The following is a 25,349-nucleotide window of genomic DNA, read 5'->3' as shown; positions in this document are numbered from 1 at the left end:
CGTACGACACCCCAGGAGGCCATCGTGCCCGACCTGTTCATTGACGGCGAGTGGAGAGCCGCGCTCGACGGGCGCACGCGGGAGATCCGCTGCCCCGCCGACGGCTCCCTCGTCGGAGTCGTCGACGAGGCGGGCGGCAAGGACACCGCCGAGGCGATCGCCGCGGCGCGCCGCGCCTTCGACGAGGGCCCGTGGCCCTGGCTGCCCGCCGCCGACCGCGGTGACCTGCTGCTGCGCGTCGCCGATCTCCTCGTACGCGACAGGGCGAAGCTGGCCCGCGCCGAGTCGCTCGACACCGGCAAGCGGTTCGTCGAGAGCGAGTACGACATCGACGACATCGTGAACTGTTTCCGCTACTTCGGCCGCCTGGCCGCGGCCGAGTCCGGCCGGGTGATCGACACCGGATCGGCGAGTACGGACAGCCGGGTCGTGTACGAGCCGGTCGGGGTCTGCGCGCTGATCACGCCCTGGAACTATCCGCTCCTCCAGACGGCTTGGAAGGTCGCCCCGGCGCTCGCGGCGGGCAACACCTTCGTCCTCAAGCCGAGCGAGCTGACCCCGCACACCGCGATCCATCTGATGCGGCTCCTCCAAGAGGCCGAACTCCCGCCGGGCGTCGCCAACCTGGTCCTGGGCGCCGGCCCGGAGGCGGGCGCGCCGCTCGCCGACCATCCGGACGTCGACCTCGTCTCCTTCACCGGCGGTCTGCACACAGGCAGGCGGCTGATGGCCGCCGCGGCCGGCACGGTGAAGAAGGTGGCACTCGAACTCGGCGGCAAGAATCCCAATATCGTCTTCGCCGACGCCGACTTCGACACGGCGGTCGACATGGCGCTGACCGCCGTGTTCCTGCACTCCGGGCAGGTCTGCTCGGCGGGGGCGCGGCTGCTGGTCGAGGACTCGCTGCACGACCGGTTCGTCGACGAGGTGGTGCGGCGGGCCGCGGAGATCCGGCTCGGGGGGCCGTTCGACGAGCGGGCGCAGACCGGGGCGCTGATCTCGGCCGCGCACCGGGCGAAGGTCGAGGCCTACGTCGCGAAGGGGCTGGACGAGGGCGCGGTGCTGCGCTGCGGCGGCAGGCGTCCTGAGGGGCTGGACGAGGGCTTCTTCTACCTGCCCACCGTCCTCGACGAGTGCACCAGCGGGATGTCCGTGATCCAGGACGAGTCCTTCGGACCGGTGCTGACCGTCGAGCGCTTCACCGGCGAGGCCGAGGCCGTGCGCCTGGCCAACGACACCGTCTACGGGCTCGCCGGCGCCGTCTGGACCACCGACGAGGCCAAGGCCCAGCGGGTGGTGTCCCGGCTGCGGATCGGCACGGTGTGGATCAACGACTACCACCCGTACGTACCGCAGGCCGAGTGGGGCGGCTACAAGCAGTCCGGCTTCGGGCGCGAGCTGGGGCCCTCGGGGCTCGCCGAGTACCGGGAGGCGAAGCACATCTGGCGTAACACGGATCCGTCACCACAGGGCTGGTTCGCGTAACACGCCCTTGATACCCCCGTTGTTCAGCCGTCTGATCCCACCCCTCCCATCTCCTTCCCTCCCCTTCCCCTCCCCCCGGCGCACCAGGAGTCGCACATGACGACAACCGAGCAACCGTCCGGCCCACAGAGTCACCACGACGACACCGAACTCGCCGAGTTCGGCTACAAGCCCGAACTCAAGCGCACCCTCGGCAACTTCCACACCTTCGCGGCCGGGATCAGCTACATCTCGATCCTGACCGGCACCTTCCAGCTGTTCTACTTCGGCTACGGCAGCGGCGGCCCCGCGTACTGGTGGTCGTGGCCGATGGTCTTCGTCGGCCAGTTCATGGTCGCCCTGTGCTTCGCGGAGCTGGCCGCCCGCTATCCCGTCGCGGGCTCCGTGTACAACTGGTCCAAGAAGATAGGCAATCCGCACCTCGGCTGGCTCGCCGGCTGGATGATGCTCATCGCCTCCATCGTGTCGATCTCGGCTGTGGCGCTCGCCTACCAGCTCACGCTGCCGCAGATCTCGTCGACGTTCCAGTTCATCGGGGACGGCACCGGGAAGTACGACGTGGCGACGAACGCGGTCGTCCTGGCCGCGGTGCTGATCCTGTTCACGACCCTGGTGAACGCCTTCGGCGTGAAGCTGATGGCGACCATCAACAGCGCGGGCGTGTTCATCGAGCTGGTCGCGACCGTCGTCCTCATCGTGCTGTTCGCCGTCCACATCACGCGGGGACCGCAGGTCGTCACCGAGACCGCCGGCACCGGCGCCGGGCACACGACCGGCTACCTGGGCGCGTTCCTCGTGGCCTCGCTGGCGTCGGCGTACGTCATGTACGGCTTCGACACGGCCGCCTCGCTGGGTGAGGAGTCCCTGGACCCGTCCCGCAACGCACCGCGGGCGATCATCCGCGCGATCGTCGCCTCGTTCGTCCTCGGCGGGCTCGTGCTGCTGCTCGCCCTGATGAGCGTCTCCAGCCTGAAGGGCGACAAGCTGTCCACGGACGGCCTCCAGTACATCGTGCTCGACGTGCTCGGCCCGACGGCCGGCAAGGCGATGCTGTGGTGCGTGCTCATCGCGGTCACCGTCTGCGCGCTCGCCGTGCACACGGCGGCGATCCGGCTGGCCTTCGCGATGGCCCGCGACAACAACCTGCCCGCGTCCTCCCTGATCGCCCGGGTCAGCCCGCGCTTCCAGACCCCGGTGCTCCCCGCGGTGATCATCGGCGTCCTCGCCGTGGCGATCCTCGTCGTCAACATCCGCCAGCCGCAGATCTTCACCGTCGTCACCAGCATCGGCATCATCATGATCTACCTCGCCTATCTCGGCGTCACCGGCCCGATGCTGGTGGCCCGGCTGCGTGGGAAGTGGCAGCCCGCGGGCGACGGCAGATTCTCACTGGGCCGCTGGGGGCTGCTGGTCAACATCGTCGCCGTGCTGTGGGGCGCGGCCATGACGCTCAACCTGATCTGGCCGCGGTCCGAGGTCTACAACGCCGCCGCCCCGTTCCACTGGTACCTGCGCTGGGGTGCGGTCCTGTTCGTCGCGGTCATCGCCGGCGGCGGCTTCGCCTACTACTGGTTCATCCAGCGGCACAAGACCGGCGTGCTCGCCGAACACCGCCTCCAGACCACCGCCGCGCCCGCTCCCCTCGCCGCTCCCACGGCCGACTGAGGACCGCCCGCAGACCGGCCGAGGGCGTGCGAAGACCGGCTGAAGTCCGCCCGAAGACCGGCTGAAGACCGACTGAAGAACTGTTCAAGGAGGTCAACTTCCCATGAGTATCGACGAGTTCGACTATGTCGTGGTCGGCGGCGGCACCGCGGGCAACGTGGTCGCCGCCCGGCTTTCCGAGAACCCGTCCGTCACGGTGTGCGTCCTGGAGGCGGGGCCCAGCGACGTCGGCGACGACGACGTCCTCAGACTGGACCGCTGGATGGGTCTGCTGGAGTCCGGCTACGACTGGGACTACCCGGTCGAACCGCAGGCCTTGGGCAACAGCTTCATGCGGCACGCCCGCGCCAAGGTCCTCGGCGGCTGTTCCTCGCACAACTCCTGTATCGCCTTCTGGGCCCCGGCCGAGGACCTGGACGACTGGGCGGCGGCGGGCTGTACCGGCTGGAGCGCGGCCGAACTCTTCCCGCTCTACCGGCGGTTGGAGTCCAACGACGCGCCCGGCGACCACCACGGCCGCACCGGCCCGGTGAAGCTGCGCACGCTCAAGGGCGAGGACCCCTGCGGCACGGCCCTGTTGGAGGCGTGCGCCCAGGCCGGGATCCCCACCACGGCCTTCAACACCGGGAAGACCGTGGTCCGGGGCGCCAACTGGTTCCAGATCAACTCCGACGAGAACAACATCCGGCAGTCCTCGTCGGTGGCGTACCTCCACCCGATCATCGGCAAGCGGCCCAATCTGGAGGTACGCACGGGCGTACGGGCCAAGAAGCTCGTGCTCGACGGGCGGCGGTGCGTGGGCGCCGAGTACCTGGACCCGGACCTGATCCACACGCGGACGGTACTCGCCCGCCGCGAGGTGATCGTGTCCTGTGGCTCCATCGACACGCCCAAGCTCCTGATGCTGTCGGGCATCGGGCCCGCCGAGCAGCTGCGCGAGGTCGGGGTCGACGTGGTCGTGGACTCGGCAGGCGTCGGCGAGAACCTCCAGGACCACCCCGAGGGCGTCATCATGTGGGAGGCCAGGCAGCCGATGACCACCACGTCCAGCCAGTGGTGGGAGGCGGGCATCTTCTACGACACCGAACCGGGCCTGGACCGGCCGGACCTGATGTTCCACTACGGCTCGGTGCCGTTCGACATGAACACCGCCCGCCACGGCTTCCCGACCTCCGAGAACGCCTTCTGCCTCACGCCGAACGTGACCCGCGCCAAGTCCCGCGGCACGGTGCGGCTGCGTACCCGCGACTACCGCGACAAGCCCAGGGTCGATCCGCGCTACTTCACGCACGAGCACGACGTGCGCGTGATGACGTACGGCCTGAAGCTGGCGCGGAGGATCGCGTCACAGCCCGCACTGAGCGGCTGGGCGGGGGCGGAGCTCTCCCCCGGACCGGACATCCGGACCGACGACGAGCTGCTCGACTACATCCACAAGACCCACAACACCGTCTACCACCCGTCCTGCACCGTGAAGATGGGCGCGGACGACGACGCCTCGGCCCCGCTCGACGCGCGGCTGCGGGTCAAGGGGGTCGAGGGTCTGCGGGTCGCGGACGGCTCGGTGATGCCGGAGCTGATCTCCGTCAATCCGTGCATCACGACGATGATGATCGGCGAGAAGTGCGCCGATCTCCTGAAGGAGGACGCGTAGGGGGTGGGGCGGAGAACTGCGGGCCCTGTCCGTATGGGGCGGGTCGCGCCCACGCGGCGGAGCCGCATGATGTCACGCCCCCACCCCTATGAGGCGCTCGGCGCCGGGCGCTTGTACATCCGTGTCGCCGTGATCTCGCTGTACCCGGCCTCCCCGGCGGGAGCCTCACGCGGCAGTCCCGGCCGGAGGTGTTCCTCCACGCTGATGTACTTCAGTCCGGCGCGCAGGTCGGCGTCGTTGCGCAACCTGATGACCAGGGGGAACTCGGCGAGCGCCGTGGTGTCGAACAGGCCGGTGGTGTAGAGGAGCTGGACGCCGAGCGCGTCCGAGACGGCCCGCTGGAGCTCCAGCAGATACGTCGCGTTGGCGCGCCCGATGGGGTTGTCCAGGAACAGCGTGCCCGCGTGCCGGTGCCTGTCCCGGCCCCGGTCGTTGCTGCGCAGCGCGGCCATGGTGCAGTACAGGGCGATGGCCGCGGTGAGCAGCTGACCACCGGAGAACACGTCGCCCATCTGTCCGACGGGCACGCGCTCGGCGCGCAGTACGGCGTCCGGCTTGAGGATCTCGACGGCGACGCCCTTCGGCTCGAGTGCGGCACCGACTCCGCGCAGCAGCAGGGACATGCCGTCGCGCCGCAGGTCGGAGTTCTTCTTGACGGCCGCCCGGGTGGCCTCGTCGACGACCTCGCCGAGCCGCTCGGTGAGCGTGGCCTGGTCGGGCTCCTCGAAGCGGATGCGCAGGAACTCCTGCCCGGACCACTCGCCGAGCCCTTCCGGCAGCCGGGACAGCCGCTGCGCGGCCCGCAGGGTGGCCAGCGCCGACTCCACGAGCCCGCGCAGCCGGTCCACGATCGAGTCCCGGTTGCGCTCCAGCTGCGCCAACTCGTCGGTGAGGACGCGGAGCCGGGGGGCGAAGGCGTCCGCCCACTTCTGGGCGTGCTCGGGCAGCGCGGACGCGGGCAGCTCGCGGATCTGCTGCCGGGCGGGGGTGCGCACCTGCTCGTAGCGGGTGGAGTTGGCGTGCCGGACGAGGATGTCGCTCGCCTCGCGCACGGCCGCCTCGGCGGCGGACAGGTCGGCGGCGCAGCCGCGCAGGGACCGGCGGGCCTCGGCGGCGGAGTGCCGGGCCTCCTCCAGGGTACCGGGGTAGGCCTCGGATTCCTCCTGCTCGTCCTCGGCCTGCTGCTCACGCAGGAGGTCACGGAGCAGCGCGGCGGTCTCGTCGAAGCCGCCGGCCGCGTCCTCGGCGGCCCGGTGCGCGTCGAGCAGCTCCGCGTGGGCCTCGCGCGCCTGGCCCAGCGCATCGGCGCGGGCGGCCAGTTCACCGGTCGCGGTGCGCAGCAGGGTCTGCGCGTGCTCGGCGTTCTCGGGGACCAGCTCGTCGGACAGCTCGGTGTGGGCCTCGCCGTTCTCGGGCGCGTGCCGCTCGGCCTCGCCGCGCAGCCGGCCGAGCTGCTCGCTCGCGGTGGACATCCGGGTCTCCAGGAGCTGCACCAGCTCCTCGACACGGGCGGCCGCGGCCTGCCGGGACGGCCCGTCGGAGCCGTCCGGGGACTCCAGGAGCTGGGCCGCGCGGGTCCGCACCTTGTTGCTGAGCCGGTTCAGCTCGGTGAGCGCGGCGCTCTCGTCGCTCTCGGCGCGCGCCTGTTCGGCCCGCAGATCGGCGCCGACGCCGACCTTCTCGTACAGCTGGGAGGCGGCCCGGTAGGCCTCGCGGAGGGCGGGCAGGGACGACTTCGCCGCTCCGGGCTCGTCCTCGGGTACGTCGTCGGGGGCGCCCGCGATCTCCGCGCGCTCGGCGCGCAGCGCGCGGGCCGTGCGGCGGGCGTCGTCGGCGGCGCGCTGGGCGGCGCGCCGGTCCTCGTCGGCGGCGCGGGCGCGCTCCAGGCAGGTCTGGGCGCGGGCCTCCGACTCGGCCGCCTCGTCGGCGAGTTCGCGGAGCTTGACCTGCCAGCCGGCACGCTCACGCAGCCGGAAGGCGAGTCCGGCGAGCGCGTCGGCGGCGCGGCGCGCCTTCTGGGCGGCCTCCTGCCGCTCGTCCCGTACGTGCGCGGCCTCGGCGGCGGCTTCGTCGGCCTCCGCCCGGACGGTCCGCGCCTCGGCCAGCTCGGCCTCGGTTTCCTCGGCGAAACCGCGCGCGTCCCGTGCGGCGGTGGCGAGTTCGACGAGCCGCCCCGCCGGGCATCCGGTGCGCCAGGACGAGAGCCGTGCGGCCAGCTCCCGGTCCTTGCCGAGCCGGGCCGCGAGGGCCCGGATCTCCTCGTCCCGCCGGGCCGCTCGCGCGCGCAGGGCCTGCCGTTCCTCGTCGGCGGCGTGTTCGTCGTGCATGGCCGGGTTCGGCGGTACGAGGAACACGCCGCTGTCGCCCGCCTCGGGCGCCGGCGTGGGGGCGAGGAGCGCGGCGGCCGTACCGACGGCGACCGCGGAGCGGGGCAGCAGCGCGGCCTCGCTCAGGGCTTCGCGGGCCCGCGTGTGCGTGTCGGGGTCCGTGATGATGACACCGTCGACCAGCTCGGGGCGGGCCGCCAGCACGCGCGCGTGATCGGCGGGGTCGACGGCCTGCGCGAGGTAGCGCCAGCCGGGGAGGGCGGGAATGCCGTGCTCGCCCAGGTACTCGACGGTGGACAGCACGTCCGGGCCGGGCGGCAGCAGGCCGCCGTCGCCGAGGGCGCCGAGGATCCGGGAGTCGTCGGCGGCGCCGGTCTGCAACTCGAACAGCTGCCGCTCGGCGGAGCCGACCGAGTCGTCGAGCAGCTCACGCAGTTCGTCGGCGAAGCGGTCCAGCTCCTCGGGGGTGAGGGGGCCTTCGCTCGCGGGCCGCGGGGCGCCAGGGCGGGGCGCGGCAAAACCCTCGGCCGCGCTGTGCGCACCGCCCTGGCGGTCGGCCGTCGCACCCGCTGTGCCCTCGCGCCGGGGCGTCGGTACCGCCCCCTGCCTGCTGGAGGCCGGCAGGCTCAGCAGGTCCGCCAAACGCTCCTCCCCCGCCAGGGACTCGGCGGTACGGAACTCCGCCTCGTACGCGCGCTCGGCCGCCGTCGCCGCGTCCGCCGCGCGGGCCGCCGTCAGCTCCGCGCGGGACTCGGTGGACGCCGCCTCCCTGGCGTGCTCGGAGGCCCGGCCGGACGCCTCACGCGCGGTGTCCCAGGCGGCGACGGCCGTCTTCTCGGCGTCGCTCGCGGCCAGCGCCGCGCGTGCGGGGTCCGCGTCGGGCGCGCTGTCGTCCAGCCACCCCGCGCGCACCGCCTCGGCGGTCTCCTGCGCTACCTCGCTGAGCCGCTGGCGCAGATGCCCGGCCTCGCTGCGGGCGCGCTGCGCCTCCGTGGCGGCGGAGGTCGAGTCCCGGTACGCCCTCTCGCCCACGTCCTGGAGCCCTGCGGACCGCTCCTCCTCCTCGTTGGCGAGGTTCTCCGCGCTCTCGGCGGCACCGTGCAGGGCACGTACGAGGTCGACGGCGGCCTTGGCGCGGGCGGCGAGCGCCGGCGCGGCGTCCCGCTCGGCCTCGCGGATCGCGACGGCCACGCGCGCGGAGCGGTCGGCGGCGGCCCGGTGCCGCAGCACGGCCTCGGCAGCCTGCCAGGCGGAGTGCAGCGTGCGCGCGTCGGCCAGCTCGCGCTTCTGCGCGGCCGCGGACTTCTCGGCTCCGGCGAGCGCCAACGAGGCGTGCCGGTAGGCGAGTTCGGCCGCGATCAGGGCGCTGCGCTCGCGGGCGCCCTCGGCGTGCGTGACGGCGTACGCTGCGGCGGTCACCCGCTGCGCGAGGTCGGCGGCCCGCACGCGCTCCCGCACGCCGCGCGCGGACAGCCGGCGGGCCAGCGTCCGGGTGCGCCGCTCGGCGGCGGCGTGGATGTCACGCGCGCGTGCCCGAGCGTCGGCGGCGTCGACGATCCGGCCCAGCAGGTCCACGGATCCGGCCGTGAAGTCCCGCTCGGCCATCAGCTCGGCGCGCCGCCCCAGCTTGTTGCCGAAGCCTCCGACCAGGTCGGCGAGGCCGTCCGTGTCGCGGGTGTCGGTGACGGCGCGCAGCAGCAGATCCGTGAAGTCGGAGTCCTTCTTGACCGCGAAGAGACCGGCGGCCTCGCCCTCGTCGGCGTTCATCTCCCGCTGGTAGCGGAAGAGTTCGGGGTCCAGACCGAGGTCCCCGAGGTGCTCGTTCCAGCGGTCGTGGATCTCCTCCCAGTGCACTTCGAGGTGCGGATACGCCTTGCCCGCGTCGGTGAGGGCGTCCCGGAAGCCCTTCATGGTGCGGCGCCGCCCCTGCGCACCGGACACGCCCTCGGCCTGCGGCCGTACGGAGGTGGCCTCGGCGACGGGCAGGTTGTCGAGGCTGAGTCCGGGGCCGGGCCGGAAGGAGTACCAGGCCTCGGCGAACTTCCGCGGGTCGTTGGAGACCTGCCGCCCCCGCCACTCGCTCACCTTGCCGACCACGACGCACTCGCCGGTCAGCGTGTGCTGCCACTCCAGCGCCACATGCCCGCAGTCGTCGGCGAGCAGGAACTTCCGCAGCACACCGGAGCTGGCGCCGCCGAGCGTGTTCCGGTGGCCCGGCAGCATCACCGAGAAGATCAGCTTGAGCAGTACGGACTTGCCGCCGCCGTTCTCCAGGAAGAGCACGCCGGCGGGCGCGGGCCGGCGCGGCGGGCCGACGGGCTCGTCCTCGAAGAACTCCGCCTGGGTGGGCGCGGGGTCGGGCACGGGCGCGCCGACACCCCGCAGGTCCAGCACGGTGTCGGCGTAGCGCGCACCGGCCGGCCCGATGGAGTAGAGGCGGACCCGGGACAGCTCGTACATGTGCGGACTCTCGTAGTCGTCAGGGGAGTTCGGGGGCGGAGGTCGGGTGAAGGGGCCGGGGAGGCCGGGTCAGGAGTGGAACGGCAGTCCGGCGTCGGCGACCAGTTCCAGGTCGTCGGTGTCCTCGGGGGGCAGCAGGCTCGCGGTGCCGTCGGTCACCGGGACGATGCCCAGCTCGAGCAGCTCGGCCAGGGCGGCGCTGCCGGCCATGTCGCGCACCTGGAGCTGATAGCGGGCGGTGGTGCGGTAGGTGCCGCCGGAGTCGTCGCCGGTCCGCTGGAGAAAGCCGGAGTCGGTGAGGAAGACGACGGCCTTGCCGACGATCCCGGTGGTCGAACCGGCGAGCCGGCGCGCGTCCTTGGTGGCCCCGGCGGCGCTGCGTCTGGCCCAGATCCGCCAGGCCGCCTCCAGGCCGGGCGCGTCCGTGGCCGGGTCGGTGTTCTCGCCCTGCTCCTCGGCCCGCTCCTCCAGGCGGCGGCAGGCCTGGCGTACGAAGGCGTCGACGCCGTTGACCGAGACGCGCCCGATGTAGCCGTCGTCCGCGAGGTCCTCGGGGCGCGGGAACGCCATGGCGGCGACGGCGAGATGGGCGAGCCCATGCAGGAAGCGGTCGCCGGAGTCGGCCGCCGTGCGCCGCGCGTAGTCGCCCATGCGGACGGCGAACACGGAGTCCTCGGCGGCGGTGACGGCCATACCGGCACGCGGGGACACCTCCAGGACGACCAGGCCGAGCCCGGTGGCCACGGCGTCCGCGAGCCGCGCGAAGGGCGGGTCCTCGCGGTAGCGGCGCAGCAACTCCGTGTACTCCTGGTCGCGGGCGGGCTGGAGCTTGGGCTGGAGCCCGAAGGCCACGAGCCGCGCCGCGTCGGCGGCGTCGGCGGGGGTGACGGCGGCGTTCACCGGCGTGGCGGCGACTTCCGGCTCACTCCACTCGACGTGCTCGGTCACGGTTGGGGCTCCTTGATCTCAAAAGCGATGGTGCGGTCGGGCGCCCCCTCATGGGCGCGGGGCTGTGGCATGTGCGGCTCCGCCGACGAGGCGTTCACTTCCGGTCCGCCGCCATCCCCATCGCGTCGAGCATCGCCATGCCCACGATGAGATCGGCCCCGCCGAACTCGTCGTCGTCCAGTTCGACCCCGTCGTCCACGGCGAACAGCAGCTTCTCCTCCCCCTGCCGGTAGGCGGTGCCCACCGGCGGGCTGGCCGCGTGCACGGCCAGCAGGGCGACAAGGTACGGCAGTTCGGAATCCTGGCGGCGCGCTTCCGCGAGCAGTCCCGACAACCGCCGCGGCGCGTCCGCCGGCAGGTCGAGCAGCTCCATGGCGGCGGCCAGCTGCTCCTCGCTGAACCGGCTGTCGTCGGGAGTGGCGATCAGGTCTGGCTCCGGCATCTCCGCGCCGAGGTGCTCCCGCTCCACGGGCGGTGTCAGCAGCAGGTCGACGAGGTCCCCGACCCGCACGGACGCGGGTGTGCGCAGCCCGGTGCCGCGCGCGAAGAAGGCGTCCGTGACGCGCAGGGCCTGCTCCACGGGCAGCGGCAGCACGGGGGCGACGAGATGCCCGTAGAGATCGATCCCGGACGTCGTCATGGGGGTCGCGAAGGCCTGCCGGTCCTGCTCGGCGCGGAACAGCGGGCCCGCCTCCAGGAGCCGGGACTGGAGCAGCGTGTGCCGGCGGATGCAGTCCTTGACGATGTCGACCAGCTCGGCGGCGCGCCGCTTCTGCTCGGGGTCCTCGGACTCGTCGCGTGCCTTGCGGATGTTGGTCAGGATCGCGTTCTCGTGCCGGTAGCGGTCGGCGACGTGGTCGAGGGCCTCGGCGATCATGTCCGGCACCGAGTTCAGCCAGTCGACGGCCCGCACATTGCGCCGGGTCGCGTCCAGTGCCTTGCGCAACGTCTCCGAGTACTGGACGGTCCGGTAGCGCGCCTGCTCGGCGGCGAGCTGCGCGTCCGCGAGCCGACCGCGGCTGATCAGCACCTCCAGCTTGACCTCGGCGGCGATCTGCGCGCTGGTGACATCGGTGTCGAGGGCGCCCACGAGGACGTTGACCGCCTCGTCCGTCGTACGGAGGTAGACGCTTCCTCCGTACCCGGGGACCTCCTCGATCAGCTTGAAGTCGTAGTCGCGGCGCACATAGGAGCCGTCGGGCGCGAACGTGCCGTAGACGGCGCGGAAACCTCGGTCGACGCTGCCGACGTTGATCAGGTTCTCCAGGACCCAGCGGGCCACCCGCTCGTGCTCGGCGACGGGCCGCCGGGGGGCCTGGGCGGCGATGCGCGGGATGAGGCGGGCCACTATCTGGTCGTGGTCCGCGCCCGTGTCGAAGTCCATGTTCAGTGTGACCAGGTCGATGGCGGCGAGGGCCACCTCCGCCATCCCGTACACCGCGTACTCACCGGCGAGGTTGGCCTTGCGCGCATCGAGGTCGTGCAGCGGCGCCGTGCAGGCGAGCGCGCGCAGCCGCCGCGCCAGTCCCTCGTCGGCGGCCGGGCCCGGAGAAGGGCGCGGCCCCGCGCTGAGCTGGGGCGGAACGCTGTCCGTCGATGCAGGCGAAGTCACGGTGCACAGACTAGGTCCTCGGTCTGACAGCGGTCGAAACGACGCAGATGAGACCCGTGGTCACAGTGCATGACAGCCGGGGTCACAGTGCATGACAGCCGGGGGCACAGCTGCCCGTCGTCACCCCCGTGGTCACAGTTGCCCGTCGTCGCCCACGCGCCGCCGGTAGACCTCCACGACCCGCTCCAGCGAGTCGTCGAGATAGACCGCGAGCAGTCCCTCCGCCTTGTCGCGGTCGCCCGTCTCCAGGGCCTGGAGGATCTGCCGGTTGCGCGCGAGATACGGCTCGTGCAGCCGCCGCGGGTCGTCCACGACGTGGAAGGCGAGGCGGAGTTCGGCGAAGACGCTGCGCATCAGTTCGTCGGTGCGGGCGCTGCCGGCGAGCGCGACCAGTTCCCGGTGGAAGTGGATGTTGGCCGTGCCCAGTCCTTTCCAGTCACCTTCGCGCACCGTCCGCTGCCCCTCCGCGACGGCTTCCGCGAGGCCCTCCAGGGCGTACGGCGGCTCACCGAGACCGCGTACGACGGCGCACTCGACGAGGGAGCGGGTGCGGTAGATGTCCTGCACGTCCTCGACGGTCAGCACCCGTACGAAGACCCCGCGGTTCAGCTCGTGGACGAGCAGCCGTTCATGGGTGAGCAGCCGGAACGCCTCGCGCAGCGTGTTGCGGGAGACCCCGAGCGCGCCGCCGATGCTGTCCTCCGACAGCCGGGTGCCGGGCGGGAAGTAGCCCTCGGCGATACGGCCCCTGAGGATGTCCGAGACCCGCTCGGCGGTGCTGGTGCGCCCCAGCAGAGCGCGGTCGTCGGCCAGTCCCGTCAGCTGATCTGCCATGCCCGGAATTCAATCGCAGATACAACAACGAAACAACGTGGGTATTGAAGGATCGTTCAACGATCCCCTACCTTGCTTGACAGGCGCCGCCCGCTCGCACGACGGCGCCGCGGCTTGCGCACGGCACGGCCTCCTCCGCACCCCCGCACGGCACCACCCGCTCCACGCCCCCCGAACAGCGCCACCCGCTCCACGCACCCCCGCACGGCACGGCTCGTCCCTCAAGCACCCTCCGTCCCTCTTAGCGAGGTGCCCATGAGCACGACCCCTCCCTCTCCACAACTGACCGCCGCCACCGCGCCCGGCGCGGGTGAACCCGCCTCCGAAGACGGCGCCTTCGGCTTCCTGCGCGCGCTCGGTCCGCGCGGCCGGCGTGCCTTCGCCGGCGCGTTCGGCGGCTATGCCCTGGACTCGTACGACTACTTCACGCTGCCGCTGAGCATGGTCGCGCTCGCGGCCTACTTCGGCCTGGACAGCGGTCAGACCGGACTGTTCACGACGGTCACCCTGGTCGTCTCGGCGATCGGCGGCGCCGTCGCGGGTGTGGTCGCGGACCGCATCGGGCGCGTCAAGGCCCTGATGATCACCGTGATCACCTACGCCGTCTTCACGGTGGCCTGCGGCTTCGCGCCCAACTACGAGACCCTGCTGGTCTTCCGCGCCCTTCAAGGGCTCGGTTTCGGCGGCGAGTGGGCGGTCGGCGCGATCCTGGTCGCCGAGTACGCGAGCGCCCGGCACCGGGGCCGGACGCTCGGCGCGATCCAGAGTTCCTGGGCCGTCGGCTGGGCGCTGGCCGCCGTCGTCTACACGCTGGTCTTCTCCTTCGTGGGCGACGACCTCGCATGGCGTGTGATGTTCTGGACCGGCGCGCTGCCCGCGCTGCTGGTCGTGTGGGTGCGACGCAGGGTGCACGACGCCCCGGAGGCGGCCGTCGAGCGCCAGAAGAGCGCTCACAAGGGTTCGTTCACGGCGATCTTCAGGCCCGGGACGGCCGACGCGCCCGGTCTGCTGCGGATCACGGTCTTCGCGGGCCTGCTCTCGACCGGCGTCCAGGGCGGCTACTACACGCTGGCCACCTGGGTGCCGACGTACCTCAAGACGGAGCGCGGACTGTCCGTCGTCGGCACCGGCGGCTATCTCACGTTCCTGATCTCCGGTGCCTTCATCGGCTACCTCACCGGCGGCTACCTGACCGACAAACTGGGCCGCAAGCGCAACATCCTGCTCTTCGCGGTGCTCTCCGCGATCTGTGTCCTGGTGTACGCCAACATCCCGAGCGGCGCCGACACCCTCCTCCTGGTGCTCGGTTTCCCGCTCGGCTTCTGCATGTCGGCGATCTTCAGCGGCTTCGGCTCGTTCCTGAGCGAGCTGTACCCGACGGCCGTGCGCGGCACCGGACAGGGCTTCACCTACAACACCGGACGCGCCGTCGGCGCCGTCTTCCCCACCCTGGTCGGCTTCCTGGCCGACAGCTGGGGTGTGGGCGGCGCGCTGGTCTTCGGTGCGATCGGCTACGCCCTGGCGGCGCTGGCGCTGCTCGGGCTTCCGGAGACCCGCGGGAAGGAGCTCCGGTGAACCGCGTCACCCCGGACCGCCCCCTGAGCCGGATCGACGGCCACGCGCACGCGTGGACCCCCCGCAAGGCGCGGGCCCGCTTCCGCTGGGGCGTCTTCGGACCCACGGCCGGGGTCGCCGCGGGACACACCCAGGCGAACCTGATCTCGCTCCCCGCCGACTGGGCGTACGACATGCTGCTGTTCTGCCAGCGCAACCCCAAGCCGTGTCCGGTCCTCGACGTCACCGACGCCGGTTCCTGGACCACTCCGCTCGCGGAGGGAGCGGATCTGCGCACGGATCTGCCGCGCTACCGGGTGTGGGAGAACGGCGAGCTGGTGGCCGAGCCCACGGATGTCGTCGCGTACTGGAGGGACGATCTGGTGTCGTTCCTCATCGGGTGCAGCTTCACCTTCGAGTGGGCACTGAGCGAGGCGGGCGTCCCGATGCGCCACATCGAGCAGGGCCGCAACGTCTCCATGTACGTCACCAGCCGCGCCTGCCGCCCGGCAGGCCGGCTGCACGGCCCCATGGTGGTGTCGATGCGTCCCGTTCCGCCCGAGCACCTGGCGGCGGCGATCCGGGAGAGCACGATGCTCCCGGCGGTGCACGGCAGCCCCGTACACTGCGGCGATCCGTCGGGCCTCGGCATCGATGACCTCGGCCGCCCCGACTTCGGTGATCCGGTGGACGCCGAACCGGACGACATCCCGGTGTTCTGGGCCTGCGGCGTGACCCCGCAGGCCGCGGTGATGGCGTCCCGTCCGCCGTTCGCCATCACCCACGCCCCGGGCCAGATGTTCCTCACCGACGCCCGCGACGAGCAGTACCGCGTGGCCTGACCAGGAGACACCATGATCGATCTGAACGCCGACCTCGGCGAGGGCTTCGGCCGCTGGGAGCTCACCGACGACGAACGGCTGCTGTCCGTCGTCACCAGCGCCAACGTGGCCTGCGGCTTCCACGCCGGGGACGCGGCCACCATGCGGCGGGTGTGCGAGCTGGCGGCCGAGCGCGGCGTACGGATCGGCGCCCAGGTCTCCTACCGGGACCTGGCCGGGTTCGGGCGACGCGCGATGGACGTGCCGCCCGCGGAACTGGCGGCCGAAGTGGCGTACCAGATCGGCGCCCTGGAGGTGTTCGCCCGCGCGGCGGGCACGCGCGTGTCGTACGTGAAGCCGCACGGCGCGCTCTACAACCGGGTGGTGCACGACGAAGGGCAGGCCGGCGCCGTGGTCGACGGGGTGCGGCTCGCCGACGCCTCGCTCCCGGTGCTCGGGCTGCCCGGCTCGCGCTTGCTGGAGGTGGCCGAGAAGGCCGGGCTGCCGGTCGTCACGGAGGCGTTCGCGGACCGCGCGTACACCGAGGAGGGCACGCTGGTGCCGCGGGGCGAGGACGGAGCGGTGGTCACCGACCCCGACGCGGTCGTCGAACGCTCGGTGAACCTCGCCCGCCTCGGGGTGGTCGACGCGCACTCCGGGCGCCGGATCCCGGTACGGGCACGCTCCTTGTGCCTGCACGGCGACACGCCCGGCGCGGTGGAGCTGGCCCGCCGGGTCAGGTCGCGGCTGGAGGCCTCGGGCGTCCGCGTGGCGGCCTTCGCATGAGGGCACTGCCGGTCGGCGACCGGGCCCTGCTCGTCGAACTCGCCTCGGGTGACGAGGCGCAGGCCCTGCACGCCGAGCTGCTGCGCCGCAGGGCGGCCGGAACCCTGACGGTACGGGAGGTCGTGCCCGCGGCCCGCACGGTCCTCCTGGACGGCCTGGAGGAGCCCTCCCGGCTCGCGGCCCAGCTCGCGGACTGGACAGTGCCGCCGGTACCCCCGCGCGCGGAGGAGGCCATCGAGATCCCCGTACGGTACGACGGCCCCGACCTGGCCGAGGTCGCCGCCCTGTGGGGCGTACCGGAGGACGAGGTGGCGCGCATCCACTCGGCGGCCGAATTCCGGGTCGCGTTCTGCGGGTTCGCGCCCGGGTTCGGCTATCTCACCGGGCTTCCCGCGCGCTACGACGTGGCGCGCCGGGCGACCCCGCGCACGTCCGTTCCGGCGGGCTCCGTGGCGCTCGCGGGCCCGTACACCGGGGTGTACCCGCGTGCGTCGCCGGGCGGGTGGCAGCTGATCGGCACCACGGACCGCGTCCTGTGGGACCACGCGCGCGTACCGGCCGCCCTGCTCGCGCCCGGCGCCCGCGTCCGCTTCGTCGCGGTGGGGTCCGTATGACGGATCGGGCGCTCGCCGTCGTACGGGCCGGGGCGCTGACCACCGTGCAGGACCTGGGGCGCCCCGGGTACGCCCACCTCGGAGTGCCGCGCTCCGGTGCGCTGGACCCGCCCGCGGCGGCGCTGGTCAACCGGCTGGTCGGCAATCCGCCGGAAGCGGCCGTCCTGGAGACGACGCTCAACGGCTGTGCTCTGCGCCCCCGTTCGGCGGTCACCGTGGCGGTGGGAGGCGCGCCCTGCGCGGTGACCGTGGGCGGCCGCCCCGCGCCCTGGGGAGCGCCCGTACGCGTCCCCGGCGGCACCTTGCTCGACATCGGACCCGCGCAGTCCGGAGTACGCGGTTACGTGGCCGTCTCCGGCGGAGTCGCCGTCGAACCGGTGCTCGGCAGCCGCTCCACGGATCTGCTGTCCGGGCTCGGTCCCGCACCCCTCACCGACGGGACGGTGCTCCCCCTGGGGCACCCGGTCGGCCCCCACGCGCGCGTGGACGCCGTTCCCCAGCCGGGCCCGCCGGCCGAACTGGTGCTGCGGGTGACGCCGGGCCCCCGCGACGACTGGTTCACGGCGACGGCCGTCCGCACGCTCGTCACCCGCGCGTACCGCGTGTCCACCGCGAGCAACCGCATCGGACTGCGTACGGAAGGGCCCGCGCTGGAACGGTCCCGGACGGGCGAACTGCCCAGTGAGGGCATGGTGTGGGGGGCGGTGCAGGTGCCGCCCGACGGCCGGCCGGTCGTCTTTCTCGCCGACCACCCGACCACCGGGGGCTACCCGGTGATCGCGGTCGTCCGGCCCGCCGACCTCCCGGCGGCCGCCCAGGCGGTTCCCGGCACCCCCGTCCGCTTCGTGGCCGTACGCCGCCGCTGACGGCTCAGGCCGCGTCCGGCTGCTCCGTCCCCGACAGGGCGGCCAGCGCGGACGCCGCCGCGTGCGAGGCGCTCAGGTCGAGCCGGGCGCTGGTGCCGCGTGCCCGGTGGCGTACCTCGGAGGCGGCCAGGGTGAGCAGCTGCGGCAGCAGGTCGGTGCACCGCCGGGCCACCCAGCCGGTCCCCGCGGTGGCCAGCCACCAGAGGCTCGCCGACCGGGTGGGCGCGGGGAACTCGGGCTCGGCCGCGGGCGCGGTCCCGGTCACGAGGCCCTCCTGAGCGAGCAGCGCGTGGAAGCGGACCGCCAGCTGCCGGTGGCCTCGCTCCCCCGGGTGCAGCCGGTCCGCGCTCCACAGCGCGCGATCGGTCAGCCACTCCTCTTCCGCCGCGTGCAGATGCACCGCCCCGTACCTCTCGGACAGGGCGTGCACGACCGTGTTCACAGCCCGCTGCCGGCGGGCCAGCGGACGGGCCAGCGCCCCGGGCAGCCCGAACATCGCCCCGGGGTCGGGCAGGCACGCCGTGACCAGCACCGCGTCCCGCGCCCGGAACGCCGCGTACACCTGGTCGAGCCGTGCGGCGACGGCGTGGATGTCGAAGGTGCACCGCAGTGTGTCGTTGACGCCGATGACGACCGACACGATGTCCGGGCGCAGGGTGAGCCCGGCCGGGGTCTGCCGTTCCAGGACGTCGCGCGTCTGGGCGCCGCTGACGGCGAGGTTGGTGAACTCGGCGGGCGCGTCCGCGGGGGCGAGCCCGGCGGCGAGGAGTGCGGCCCACCCCCGCCAGGTGTCCCCGACGGGGTCGCCCACGCCTTCGGTCAGCGAGTCGCCGAGCGCCACGAAGCGCGGCGGTCTCATCGGACGCCCTCCCGAGCGGGAGCCGGCGCCCCCGCGTCGTGCGCGGCGAGGAACGCGTCGACCGCGGTCTTCCAACCGAAACACTCCGCACGCGCGCGTGCGGTCTGCCGGCGCTCGTACTCGGGGCGTTCCAGGAGCGATGCGACGGCGTCCGCGAAGGCGTCGCCGTGATCCGCGGCTGTGACTCCGGCGGAGCCGACGACCTCCGACAGCGCGGACGAGGCACTGGCGACCACGGGCGTACCGCAGGCCATCGCCTCCAGGGCGGCGAGCCCGAACGTCTCGGCCGGCCCAGGAGCCAGGCACACATCGGCGGAGGCCTGCAACGCGCCGAGCAGCGCCCGGTCGCCGACATGGCCGAGGAAGGTCACGGGCAGCCTCCGCTCCCGCGCCCGCTGTTCGAGCCGGGCCCGCAGCGGGCCGTCCCCGGCGACGACGAGCACCGCGCGCCGCCCGCGCCGCACCAGCGCCTCCAGCGCGTCCAGGGCGGTGCCGGGCCGCTTCTCGACGGACAGCCGGGAGCACATGACGAGCAGCGTCTCGTCCACGCGCGCGTGGCGCTCGCGCAGCCCCGGGTCCCGCAGCGCGGGGCGGCGCTGCTCCAGGTCGACGCCCAGGGGAGCGCGTACGACATTGCGGGCCCCGATGCGGACGAACTCCCGCTCCGCGAACTCCGTGGTGCACACCACGCGCGCATAGGTGTGTGCCGTACGGGTGTTGAGGGCGTCGGCGGCGCGCCGGGACACGTTCTCCGACAGGCCCCAGGTGCGCAGGACGCCGTCCGCGGTCTCGTGGGAGACCATCACGGCGGGGACGCGGGCGCGCCGCGCCCACTTGCCGGTCCACCGCAGCGTCGTACGGTCGGAGACCTCCAGACGGTCGGGGGCCAGCTCGGCCAGGAGGGCGGCGACGCGCCGCTTGTCGGTGAGCACGCGGTAGCCGCCGGTGCCGGGCAGCAGCGGCCCGGGCAGGGTGATCACGCGGCCCTGCCCGGTCTCGCGGTCGGTGTGGCGCTCGCCGGGCACGATGAGCACGGGCTCGTGCCCGGCCTCCTTGAAGCCCTTGCCCAGCTCGCGCAGGGCGGTACGCAGTCCCCCGGAGGCGGGGGCCACGAAGTTGGCGAGCCGGACGATCCGCAGCGCCCCGGCCGGCCCGCCGGTCCGCGGCGGCTCGTGCACGCCGCCCTCGTCGCTTCGCGGGCTCATGCCGCCACCGCCGTCCGCGCGGACAGCACCTCGGCGTAGTGCCCGATGAGCTGGTCGCCGACGGCCGCCCAGGTACGGCCCTCGACGGTGGCCCGCCCGGCCGCTCCGTACGCGGCCCGCAGCGCGGGGTCGGCGGCCAGGGACCACACCGCGTCGCGCACGGCGCCGGCGTCACGCGGCGGGACCAGCAGCCCCGTACGGCCGTGCGCCACCAGGTCCAGCGGGCCGCCCGCGGCGGGCGCGACGACCGGCACACCGCTCGCCATGGCCTCCTGGACGGTCTGGCAGAAGGTTTCGAAGGGGCCGGTGTGCACGAAGACGTCCAGCGAGGCGAAGATCCGGGCGAGTTCGTCACCCGTGCGGCGCCCCAGGAAGACGGCGCCGGGCAGCGCGCCCCGCAGCGTCACCTCGCTCGGGCCGTCGCCCACGACGACGACCCGCACGCCCCTCAGACCGCAGGCTCCGGCGAGGAGTTCGACCTGCTTCTCGGGGGCGAGCCGGCCGACGTAGCCGACGATCGGTTCGCCGTTCGGGGCGAGTTCGCGGCGCAGCGACTCGTCCCGGTGCTCGGGGCGGAAACGGACGGTGTCGACACCGCGCGGCCACAGCCGCACCCGGGGCACCCCGTGTGCCTCCAGGTCGTGCAGGGCCGCGGTGGACGGGGCGAGGGTGCGGTCGGCGGCGGCGTGGACGGAGCGTATGCGCCGCCAGGCCGTGGCCTCGCCCGCACCCATGTACGTGCGGGCGTATCCGGCGAGGTCGGTCTGGTAGACGGCGACGGCGGGGATGCCGAGCCGGGCGGCGGCCGCCATGCCGCGGACACCGAGGACGAAGGGGCCGGCCAGGTGGACGATGTCGGCGCGGTGTTCGGTGATCGCCGCGGCGACGCGGCGGCTGGGGAGGGCGACGCGGACCTGGGGGTAGCCGGGGAGCGGGAGGGAGGGCACCCGGATGACGCGGCACGGCGCGAGGGCGTCGGGCCCCTGCCCGGCGAAGGGGGCACCGCCCTGCCCGAGCGATGTCGGGGACTTGGGGGAGGCGGGGGCGACGACGAGGGGGGCGTGACCGCGCTCGACAAGGTGCCGGGCGGTCTGGAGGGCGCAGTGGGCCACGCCGTTCACATCGGGGGGAAAGGACTCGGTCACGATGACGACACGCATACCGGTGTTGTCGTCGTGCTGGACGTGGCCGCGTCAACGTGGATCTTTCCGGACGAGGAACGTCCCATGAGCGTTGCGCTGCACACCCGGGCAGGTCGGCCCACGTCCATGCCCGACCGCCGCGCGGGTCACCCCTCGTTCATACGGCGGGCATGTCGTTCATACGGCGGGCACGCTGTTCATACGGCGGGCATGTCGGGCCCGATCCGGCTGCGTACGGCCGTCTGGACCTCTGCCTCCTCGGCCGGGTCCGCGGCCAGGCGGCGGAGCTGGTCGACCACGCGCGCGTCGCCGGTCTCGGCGTGCCGGGCGGCGACTTCGCGAGTGAACTCCTCGCAGTCCCACAGGCATTCGACGGCGAAACCGGCGGCGAAGGAGGGATCGGTGGCGGCCAGGGCGCGGGCGGCCCGGCCGCGGAGATGGGATGACGCGGTCTCGCGGTAGATATGACGCAGCACGGGCGCCGCGCACGCGATGCCGAGCCGCCCGGTGCCGTCGACGAGCGTCCACAGCGTGGGCGCGTCGGGGCCCTCTCCGCGTACGGCCTCCCGCAGGGCGCCCAGCACCAGTTCGCTGTCCTGCGCACCGCCCCGGCAGGCGAGCATGCGCCCGGCGGCGGCGCCCAGAGGGTCGGGCCGGTGGGCCCAGCCACGCGCGCGGTCCACGGCGGCGACACTGCACATACGTTCGAAGGCGTCCAGCGCGGCCTCCACGACGACCGCGGACCCGGTGGCCACGGCCCCCTCGACGAGGTCGAGGGCGTCCGGATCGTTGCCGTCGGTGAGATAGCGCAGGGCGGTGCAGCGGGCGCCGTCGCCGCCGGAACGGGCGGCCTCGACGATCTCGGGCCGGTCCTCGGGGCCCGCGACGGCCGTGAGGCAGCGGGCGGCCGGAACGTGGAGCAGCGCTCCGCGTTCGAGTCCCTGCTGGGCCCAGTCGAAGACGGCCTGCACGCTCCACCCGGGCCGGGGCCCGGCCGGTCGCATCTGGCGCTGCCAGCGGTCGAAGGAGCCGGTCTCCTGGGCGCCGCGCACGCGCGTGCCGATGGATTCGCGCGGATCCTCGGCCCACAGCCGCCAGGGCCGGGGTTCGAAGGCGTCGCGCACGGCGGCGGCGAGCTCGGCCTCGCCCTCGGCATCGACCGGGAAGCGGGCCAGCACGGGAGCGGCGAGGGCGCGCAGGCCCGCGTCGTCGTCGCGCAGCGCCAGCTCGTCGAGGGCCCAGGCCCAGTTGGTGCCGACGGCCGCGTACCTGCGCAGCAGCGCGAGCGCGTCGAGCCTGCCGTACGAGGCGAGGTGCCCGAGGACCGCGAGGGCGAGCCCCGTGCGGGACTCGTCCGTGTCGAGAACGTCCTCGGCGTCGAAGAGGTGCCGCTCGATCTCGTCGAGCTCACCGCTCAGGTCGAGGTAGAGACGGGCGTAGTACAGGGAGCGGTTCTCCACCTGCCAGTCGTGGCGGGGGTCACGCAGCACACAGTGATTCAGGGCCGCGAGCGCCTCGGCCCGCGGTGCGGTGAGCGCGTGGAGTGTGCCGTCGCCGCGGCCCCGCTGGAGCAGGCCGAGCAGCGTACCGCTGGGCGCTATGACCGGATCGAACATGGGAAACAGCCTCACATCAAGCGTCGACGCAACCGGGGGTCCTGCTTTACCTGGCCGCGTGACAACACGTCGGGGCGCCCGCCGTTTCCTGCTTGCTGTAGACCATCTTCCTCTGCCTCTCGTCGGTGGCCCATGCGGGCCGCGTCACGGCCCGCGCGGTGCGGCAACAACTGCCCAGCCATCGCGTCCGTGAATCACGACGTCATGATGACCCGGCGGTTCTTCCTGCCGCGACCGTATTTCCGGCGGCCCCGTCCCGCCTCCCCCGTTTTCTGTGTCGTGCCTGGTCAGGGCATTCGGATCAGCGTGCGCCGAACAGTTCGAGCAGGTTCGCCTTGCCGAACATCCGGGCCGTGTCGACGGCCGAGGGCGTGCCCGCGGCCGGGTCGGCACCGCCGTCCAGAAGGACCCGGATCACCGCTTCCTCGCCCTTGAAAACCGCCCCCGCGAGCGGTGTCTGGCCTCGGTCGTTGACCCGGTCGGCCTCGGCGCCACGCTCCAGCAGGGCGCGCACCGCTTCGGCATGGCCGTGATATGCGGCCAGCATCACCAGGGTGTCGCCCCGGTCGTTGGTGAGGTTGGCCGGAACCCCCGCGTCGACATACGCCACAAGCGGCTCGGTCTCGCCACGGCGCGCCAGATCGAAGATCTTGGTCGCCAGCTCCACGACCTCGGGGTCGGGGGCTTCGCTCATCGGCCGGACCACCTCTCACTACGACTGCTTCTGGGGACTGGGGAGCGTACGACGGCGAGCGGTGCAGCCGTACGGGTGAATCGCCAGCGTACTGGCTTCCGGGGTACATGACCGGCACCGCCCGAGGCAAAGATCACCGCACGCCCCGCTCGGCGCAACCGGCCTGTCCGGGCGGCCCAGAACGGCTCCGCCAGCCGGATGAAATCAGTCTAATTCCATCCATTTGCACCTTTTATCGTATGGATACATCCTGTGAGCCTGGAAGAACTCATGGTGACTGTCCCCACCAACCAGGAGAACCGAAATGATTCTGTCCATGTCAGGCGTCGTCCTGCTCGGCATCGTCGTCTTCCTCTTCTTCCGCAAGGACGGCCTCAAGGGCACGCACGCGTGCACGTGCGCGCTGTTCGGCTTCTACCTCTCCAGCACCGCCATCGCCCCGAGCATCAAGGCCGGCGGCGCGAGCCTGGCGAGTCTCCTCGGCGGGATCAGGTTCTGACCGCCCTTCCCTTCGCACGCACCCTCAGGAGAACGACGTGGCCCGGCGCCCCCTCCCCCGCATTCTGAGCAACGGCAGCGCGCAGCTCGCCCGGAGCCGGGAGCTGGCCCGGACGGCGGCCGACAGCGCCACCGACGTCCTCCATCCGCTGATCACGATCACCCGTGGACTGCGCCGGCTGGCGGCGGCCGGACGGCGCAGGTGGGCCGACACACCGAAGGACCGGCGCGGGCCGCTCCTCTTTCTCCTCTCCTCGGTGATCCTGGTCGTCGCCCTGGCACCGTACGGACCACTGCTCGCCGCCGTGGCCCTGATGGCGGCGGCAGCCTGGATGGGCCGCGACCCCGGGGCGAAGCGACCCGCCGGCCCCGACGAGTCGCAGACCAAGCGCCTGCGGTCGCTGTACGAGGCGCTGGTCCCGTACTTCTCGACCGCCGAGGACCCGGCTCCCCTGTACGCCCACGGCGGCGAGTGGGAGGAGGCGTTCCCCGCGTACGACTTCGACGGCACGGGCCGCATCTCGCGCCTGCTCATCCGCTACCCGGCCTACTTCACGGACGGCGAGGCGGAGTCCCGTGCCCGGATCGAGCAGCTCCTGCACGCCAAGTCGGGCCGGGGCCGCGAGTACCACTTCACCTGGGACGAGGAGGGCAACGAGCTCACGGTCACCGTTCTCGGCCCGCTGCCCACCGACATCGCCGCCCAGCGCTTCGTGACGGCACCCGGCGAGACGGTCCTCGGCTTCACCGACCCGACCGGCGTCCAGCGCACGCTCCCCCTGACCTACGGCGAGGAACAGCGGGACGTGCCTCCGGTGGTCTGGCGCACGGGCGTCCGTTCCACGGAACCGCACCTGCTGGTCGTGGGCGAGCCCGGCAGCGGTACGACGACCCTGGTGCGCTCCATCGCGCTCCAGGCCCTCCAGCACGGCGACGTCGTGATCGTCGAGGGCGGCGGCACCGGCGAGTACGCGTGCCTGACCGGCCGGGACGGCGTGCTGGCGGTCGAATGCGGGCCGGCGGGCGCGGTGGCGAGCCTGGAGTGGGCCACCCACGAGACGGAACGGCGCCTGATCGCGGCGAACCGTGCCCGCCAGGAGGGGTATCCGGCGCCGGAGGACATCAAGCGTCCGCTCTGGCTCCTTCTCGACCGGCCGAGCGCACTGGGCCACCTCGCGGCGGCGGAGGGGCGCAAGGATCCCCAGTCGCTGCTCCAGGTGCCGCTGCGGCACGGTCGCGCGGCGAACGTCACGGTCGTCGTGGCGGAGCAGTTCGACGGCCTCGACGGCCTGTCCGAGGCGGTACGTCAGCACACACGCGCGCGCGTGGTGCTCGGCCCCGCGACTCCGGACCGGCTGGCGGAGATCCTGGGGGCGCCGCCGCACACGACGCCCGCGAAGGACGTACCTCCGGGGCGGGGTTACGCCCGGCTCGGCGGCGGGCCGGTGCACCGGCTCCAGGTGCCGGCGACCCCGGACCCGTACGACGACGCGACGAGCGAGACCCACCGGCGGGCGGTGCTCGACCTGCTGCCGGGGCGGAGCACTCCGGCGGACGCGGCGGAGCCGGTCCCCACGGTGACCGTGGCCGCGAAGACCGTGCCCGCTGAGGCCGTGACCGCTGAGGCCGTCGTCCCGGAAACCGTGGCCACGAAGGCCGTGGTCACAGAGGCCGTGGCCGCGGAAGCCGTGCCCGCGGAGGGCTGAACC

19 protein-coding genes are annotated in these 25,349 nt (G+C 73.2%); 10 read left to right on the top strand and 9 right to left on the bottom strand.

Annotated features, from left to right (window positions below; genetic code table 11):
* The first annotated feature begins 24 nt into the window (after nt 1-24).
* The 3 genes from SAVERM_RS35690 (at nt 25) to SAVERM_RS35680 (ending at nt 4,804) form a co-directional block, all read left to right on the top strand.
* Entirely contained in the window at nt 25-1,485 is a 1,461-nt protein-coding gene (locus tag SAVERM_RS35690; protein ID WP_037646607.1) for an aldehyde dehydrogenase family protein, read from the top strand.
* 96 nt (nt 1,486-1,581) lie between these two features.
* Nucleotides 1,582-3,150, top strand: coding sequence for an APC family permease (locus SAVERM_RS35685; RefSeq protein WP_010988344.1), 1,569 nt, complete (start codon nt 1,582-1,584; stop codon nt 3,148-3,150).
* A 103-nt stretch (nt 3,151-3,253) separates the two neighbouring features.
* Nucleotides 3,254-4,804, top strand: coding sequence for a GMC family oxidoreductase (locus SAVERM_RS35680; RefSeq protein ID WP_010988343.1), 1,551 nt, complete (start codon nt 3,254-3,256; stop codon nt 4,802-4,804).
* An 86-nt stretch (nt 4,805-4,890) separates the two neighbouring features.
* On the opposite strand, the gene SAVERM_RS35675 is transcribed toward SAVERM_RS35680, so the two are convergent.
* The 4 genes from SAVERM_RS35675 to SAVERM_RS35660 form a co-directional block, all read right to left on the bottom strand.
* On the bottom strand, nt 4,891-9,591 hold the full coding sequence (locus tag SAVERM_RS35675; RefSeq protein ID WP_010988342.1) for a coiled-coil domain-containing protein: 4,701 nt from the start codon (nt 9,589-9,591) through the stop codon (nt 4,891-4,893).
* A gap of 69 nt (nt 9,592-9,660) precedes the next feature.
* Nucleotides 9,661-10,539 carry a hypothetical protein gene (locus tag SAVERM_RS35670; protein WP_010988341.1) on the bottom strand — a complete coding sequence of 293 codons (879 nt, stop codon included), beginning with the start codon at nt 10,537-10,539 and terminating at the stop codon, nt 9,661-9,663.
* 94 nt (nt 10,540-10,633) lie between these two features.
* The gene (locus tag SAVERM_RS35665) at nt 10,634-12,151 is read right to left on the bottom strand and encodes a hypothetical protein (protein ID WP_010988340.1); all 1,518 of its coding nucleotides are present in this window, start codon (nt 12,149-12,151) and stop codon (nt 10,634-10,636) included.
* Between the two features lie 132 nt (nt 12,152-12,283).
* Nucleotides 12,284-12,985 (bottom strand): GntR family transcriptional regulator, encoded by a 702-nt coding sequence (locus SAVERM_RS35660; protein ID WP_010988339.1) that lies wholly within the window; start codon nt 12,983-12,985, stop codon nt 12,284-12,286.
* Nucleotides 12,986-13,240: 255 nt separating this feature from the next.
* Here SAVERM_RS35660 and SAVERM_RS35655 point away from each other — a divergent pair, with 255 nt between their 5' ends.
* Genes SAVERM_RS35655 through SAVERM_RS35635 form a run of 5 tightly spaced genes read left to right on the top strand, consistent with a single transcriptional unit; the run spans nt 13,241 to nt 17,626 of the window.
* Nucleotides 13,241-14,560, top strand: a complete 1,320-nt coding sequence (locus SAVERM_RS35655; RefSeq protein ID WP_010988338.1) for an MFS transporter — start codon at nt 13,241-13,243, stop codon at nt 14,558-14,560.
* Complete coding sequence (locus SAVERM_RS35650; protein WP_010988337.1) at nt 14,557-15,381, top strand: putative hydro-lyase; 825 nt, start codon at nt 14,557-14,559, stop codon at nt 15,379-15,381. The genes SAVERM_RS35655 and SAVERM_RS35650 overlap by 4 nt, the downstream gene beginning before the upstream one ends.
* Before the next feature lie 12 nt (nt 15,382-15,393).
* Nucleotides 15,394-16,146: a LamB/YcsF family protein gene (locus SAVERM_RS35645; RefSeq protein ID WP_010988336.1), complete on the top strand. Its 753-nt coding sequence runs from the start codon at nt 15,394-15,396 to the stop codon at nt 16,144-16,146.
* Entirely contained in the window at nt 16,143-16,760 is a 618-nt protein-coding gene (locus SAVERM_RS35640; RefSeq protein WP_010988335.1) for a 5-oxoprolinase subunit B family protein, read from the top strand. Before SAVERM_RS35645 ends, SAVERM_RS35640 begins: the two co-directional genes overlap by 4 nt.
* Nucleotides 16,757-17,626, top strand: a complete 870-nt coding sequence (locus SAVERM_RS35635) for a 5-oxoprolinase subunit C family protein (RefSeq protein ID WP_010988334.1) — start codon at nt 16,757-16,759, stop codon at nt 17,624-17,626. The genes SAVERM_RS35640 and SAVERM_RS35635 overlap by 4 nt, the downstream gene beginning before the upstream one ends.
* 4 nt (nt 17,627-17,630) lie before the next feature.
* Here the strand turns inward: SAVERM_RS35635 and SAVERM_RS35630 are convergent, their stop codons facing one another.
* From SAVERM_RS35630 to SAVERM_RS35610, 5 genes are all read right to left on the bottom strand, one after another.
* Entirely contained in the window at nt 17,631-18,485 is an 855-nt protein-coding gene (locus tag SAVERM_RS35630) for an SGNH/GDSL hydrolase family protein (protein ID WP_010988333.1), read from the bottom strand.
* On the bottom strand, nt 18,482-19,690 hold the full coding sequence (locus SAVERM_RS35625; protein ID WP_010988332.1) for a glycosyltransferase: 1,209 nt from the start codon (nt 19,688-19,690) through the stop codon (nt 18,482-18,484). Before SAVERM_RS35625 ends, SAVERM_RS35630 begins: the two co-directional genes overlap by 4 nt.
* A complete protein-coding gene (locus SAVERM_RS35620) occupies nt 19,687-20,850 on the bottom strand; it encodes a glycosyltransferase family 4 protein (protein WP_010988331.1) in 1,164 nt (387 codons plus the stop codon). Before SAVERM_RS35620 ends, SAVERM_RS35625 begins: the two co-directional genes overlap by 4 nt.
* 179 nt (nt 20,851-21,029) lie before the next feature.
* Nucleotides 21,030-22,448: a hypothetical protein gene (locus SAVERM_RS35615; RefSeq protein ID WP_010988330.1), complete on the bottom strand. Its 1,419-nt coding sequence runs from the start codon at nt 22,446-22,448 to the stop codon at nt 21,030-21,032.
* A 301-nt stretch (nt 22,449-22,749) separates the two neighbouring features.
* Nucleotides 22,750-23,142, bottom strand: coding sequence for an ankyrin repeat domain-containing protein (locus SAVERM_RS35610; RefSeq protein WP_037646603.1), 393 nt, complete (start codon nt 23,140-23,142; stop codon nt 22,750-22,752).
* Between the two features lie 304 nt (nt 23,143-23,446).
* On the opposite strand from SAVERM_RS35610, the gene SAVERM_RS35605 reads away from it, so the two are divergent.
* A complete protein-coding gene (locus SAVERM_RS35605; RefSeq protein ID WP_010988328.1) occupies nt 23,447-23,641 on the top strand; it encodes a hypothetical protein in 195 nt (64 codons plus the stop codon).
* Between the two features lie 37 nt (nt 23,642-23,678).
* Nucleotides 23,679-25,346 (top strand): ATP-binding protein, encoded by a 1,668-nt coding sequence (locus SAVERM_RS35600; protein WP_010988327.1) that lies wholly within the window; start codon nt 23,679-23,681, stop codon nt 25,344-25,346.
* The last annotated feature ends 3 nt before the right edge of the window (nt 25,347-25,349 follow it).

This window comes from Streptomyces avermitilis MA-4680 = NBRC 14893 (genome assembly GCF_000009765.2).
In the GTDB taxonomy this organism is placed as follows: Bacteria; Actinomycetota; Actinomycetes; order Streptomycetales; family Streptomycetaceae; genus Streptomyces; species Streptomyces avermitilis.
Note: the sequence above shows the minus strand (reverse complement) of the source record. Positions and strands in the feature narration are given on the sequence as shown.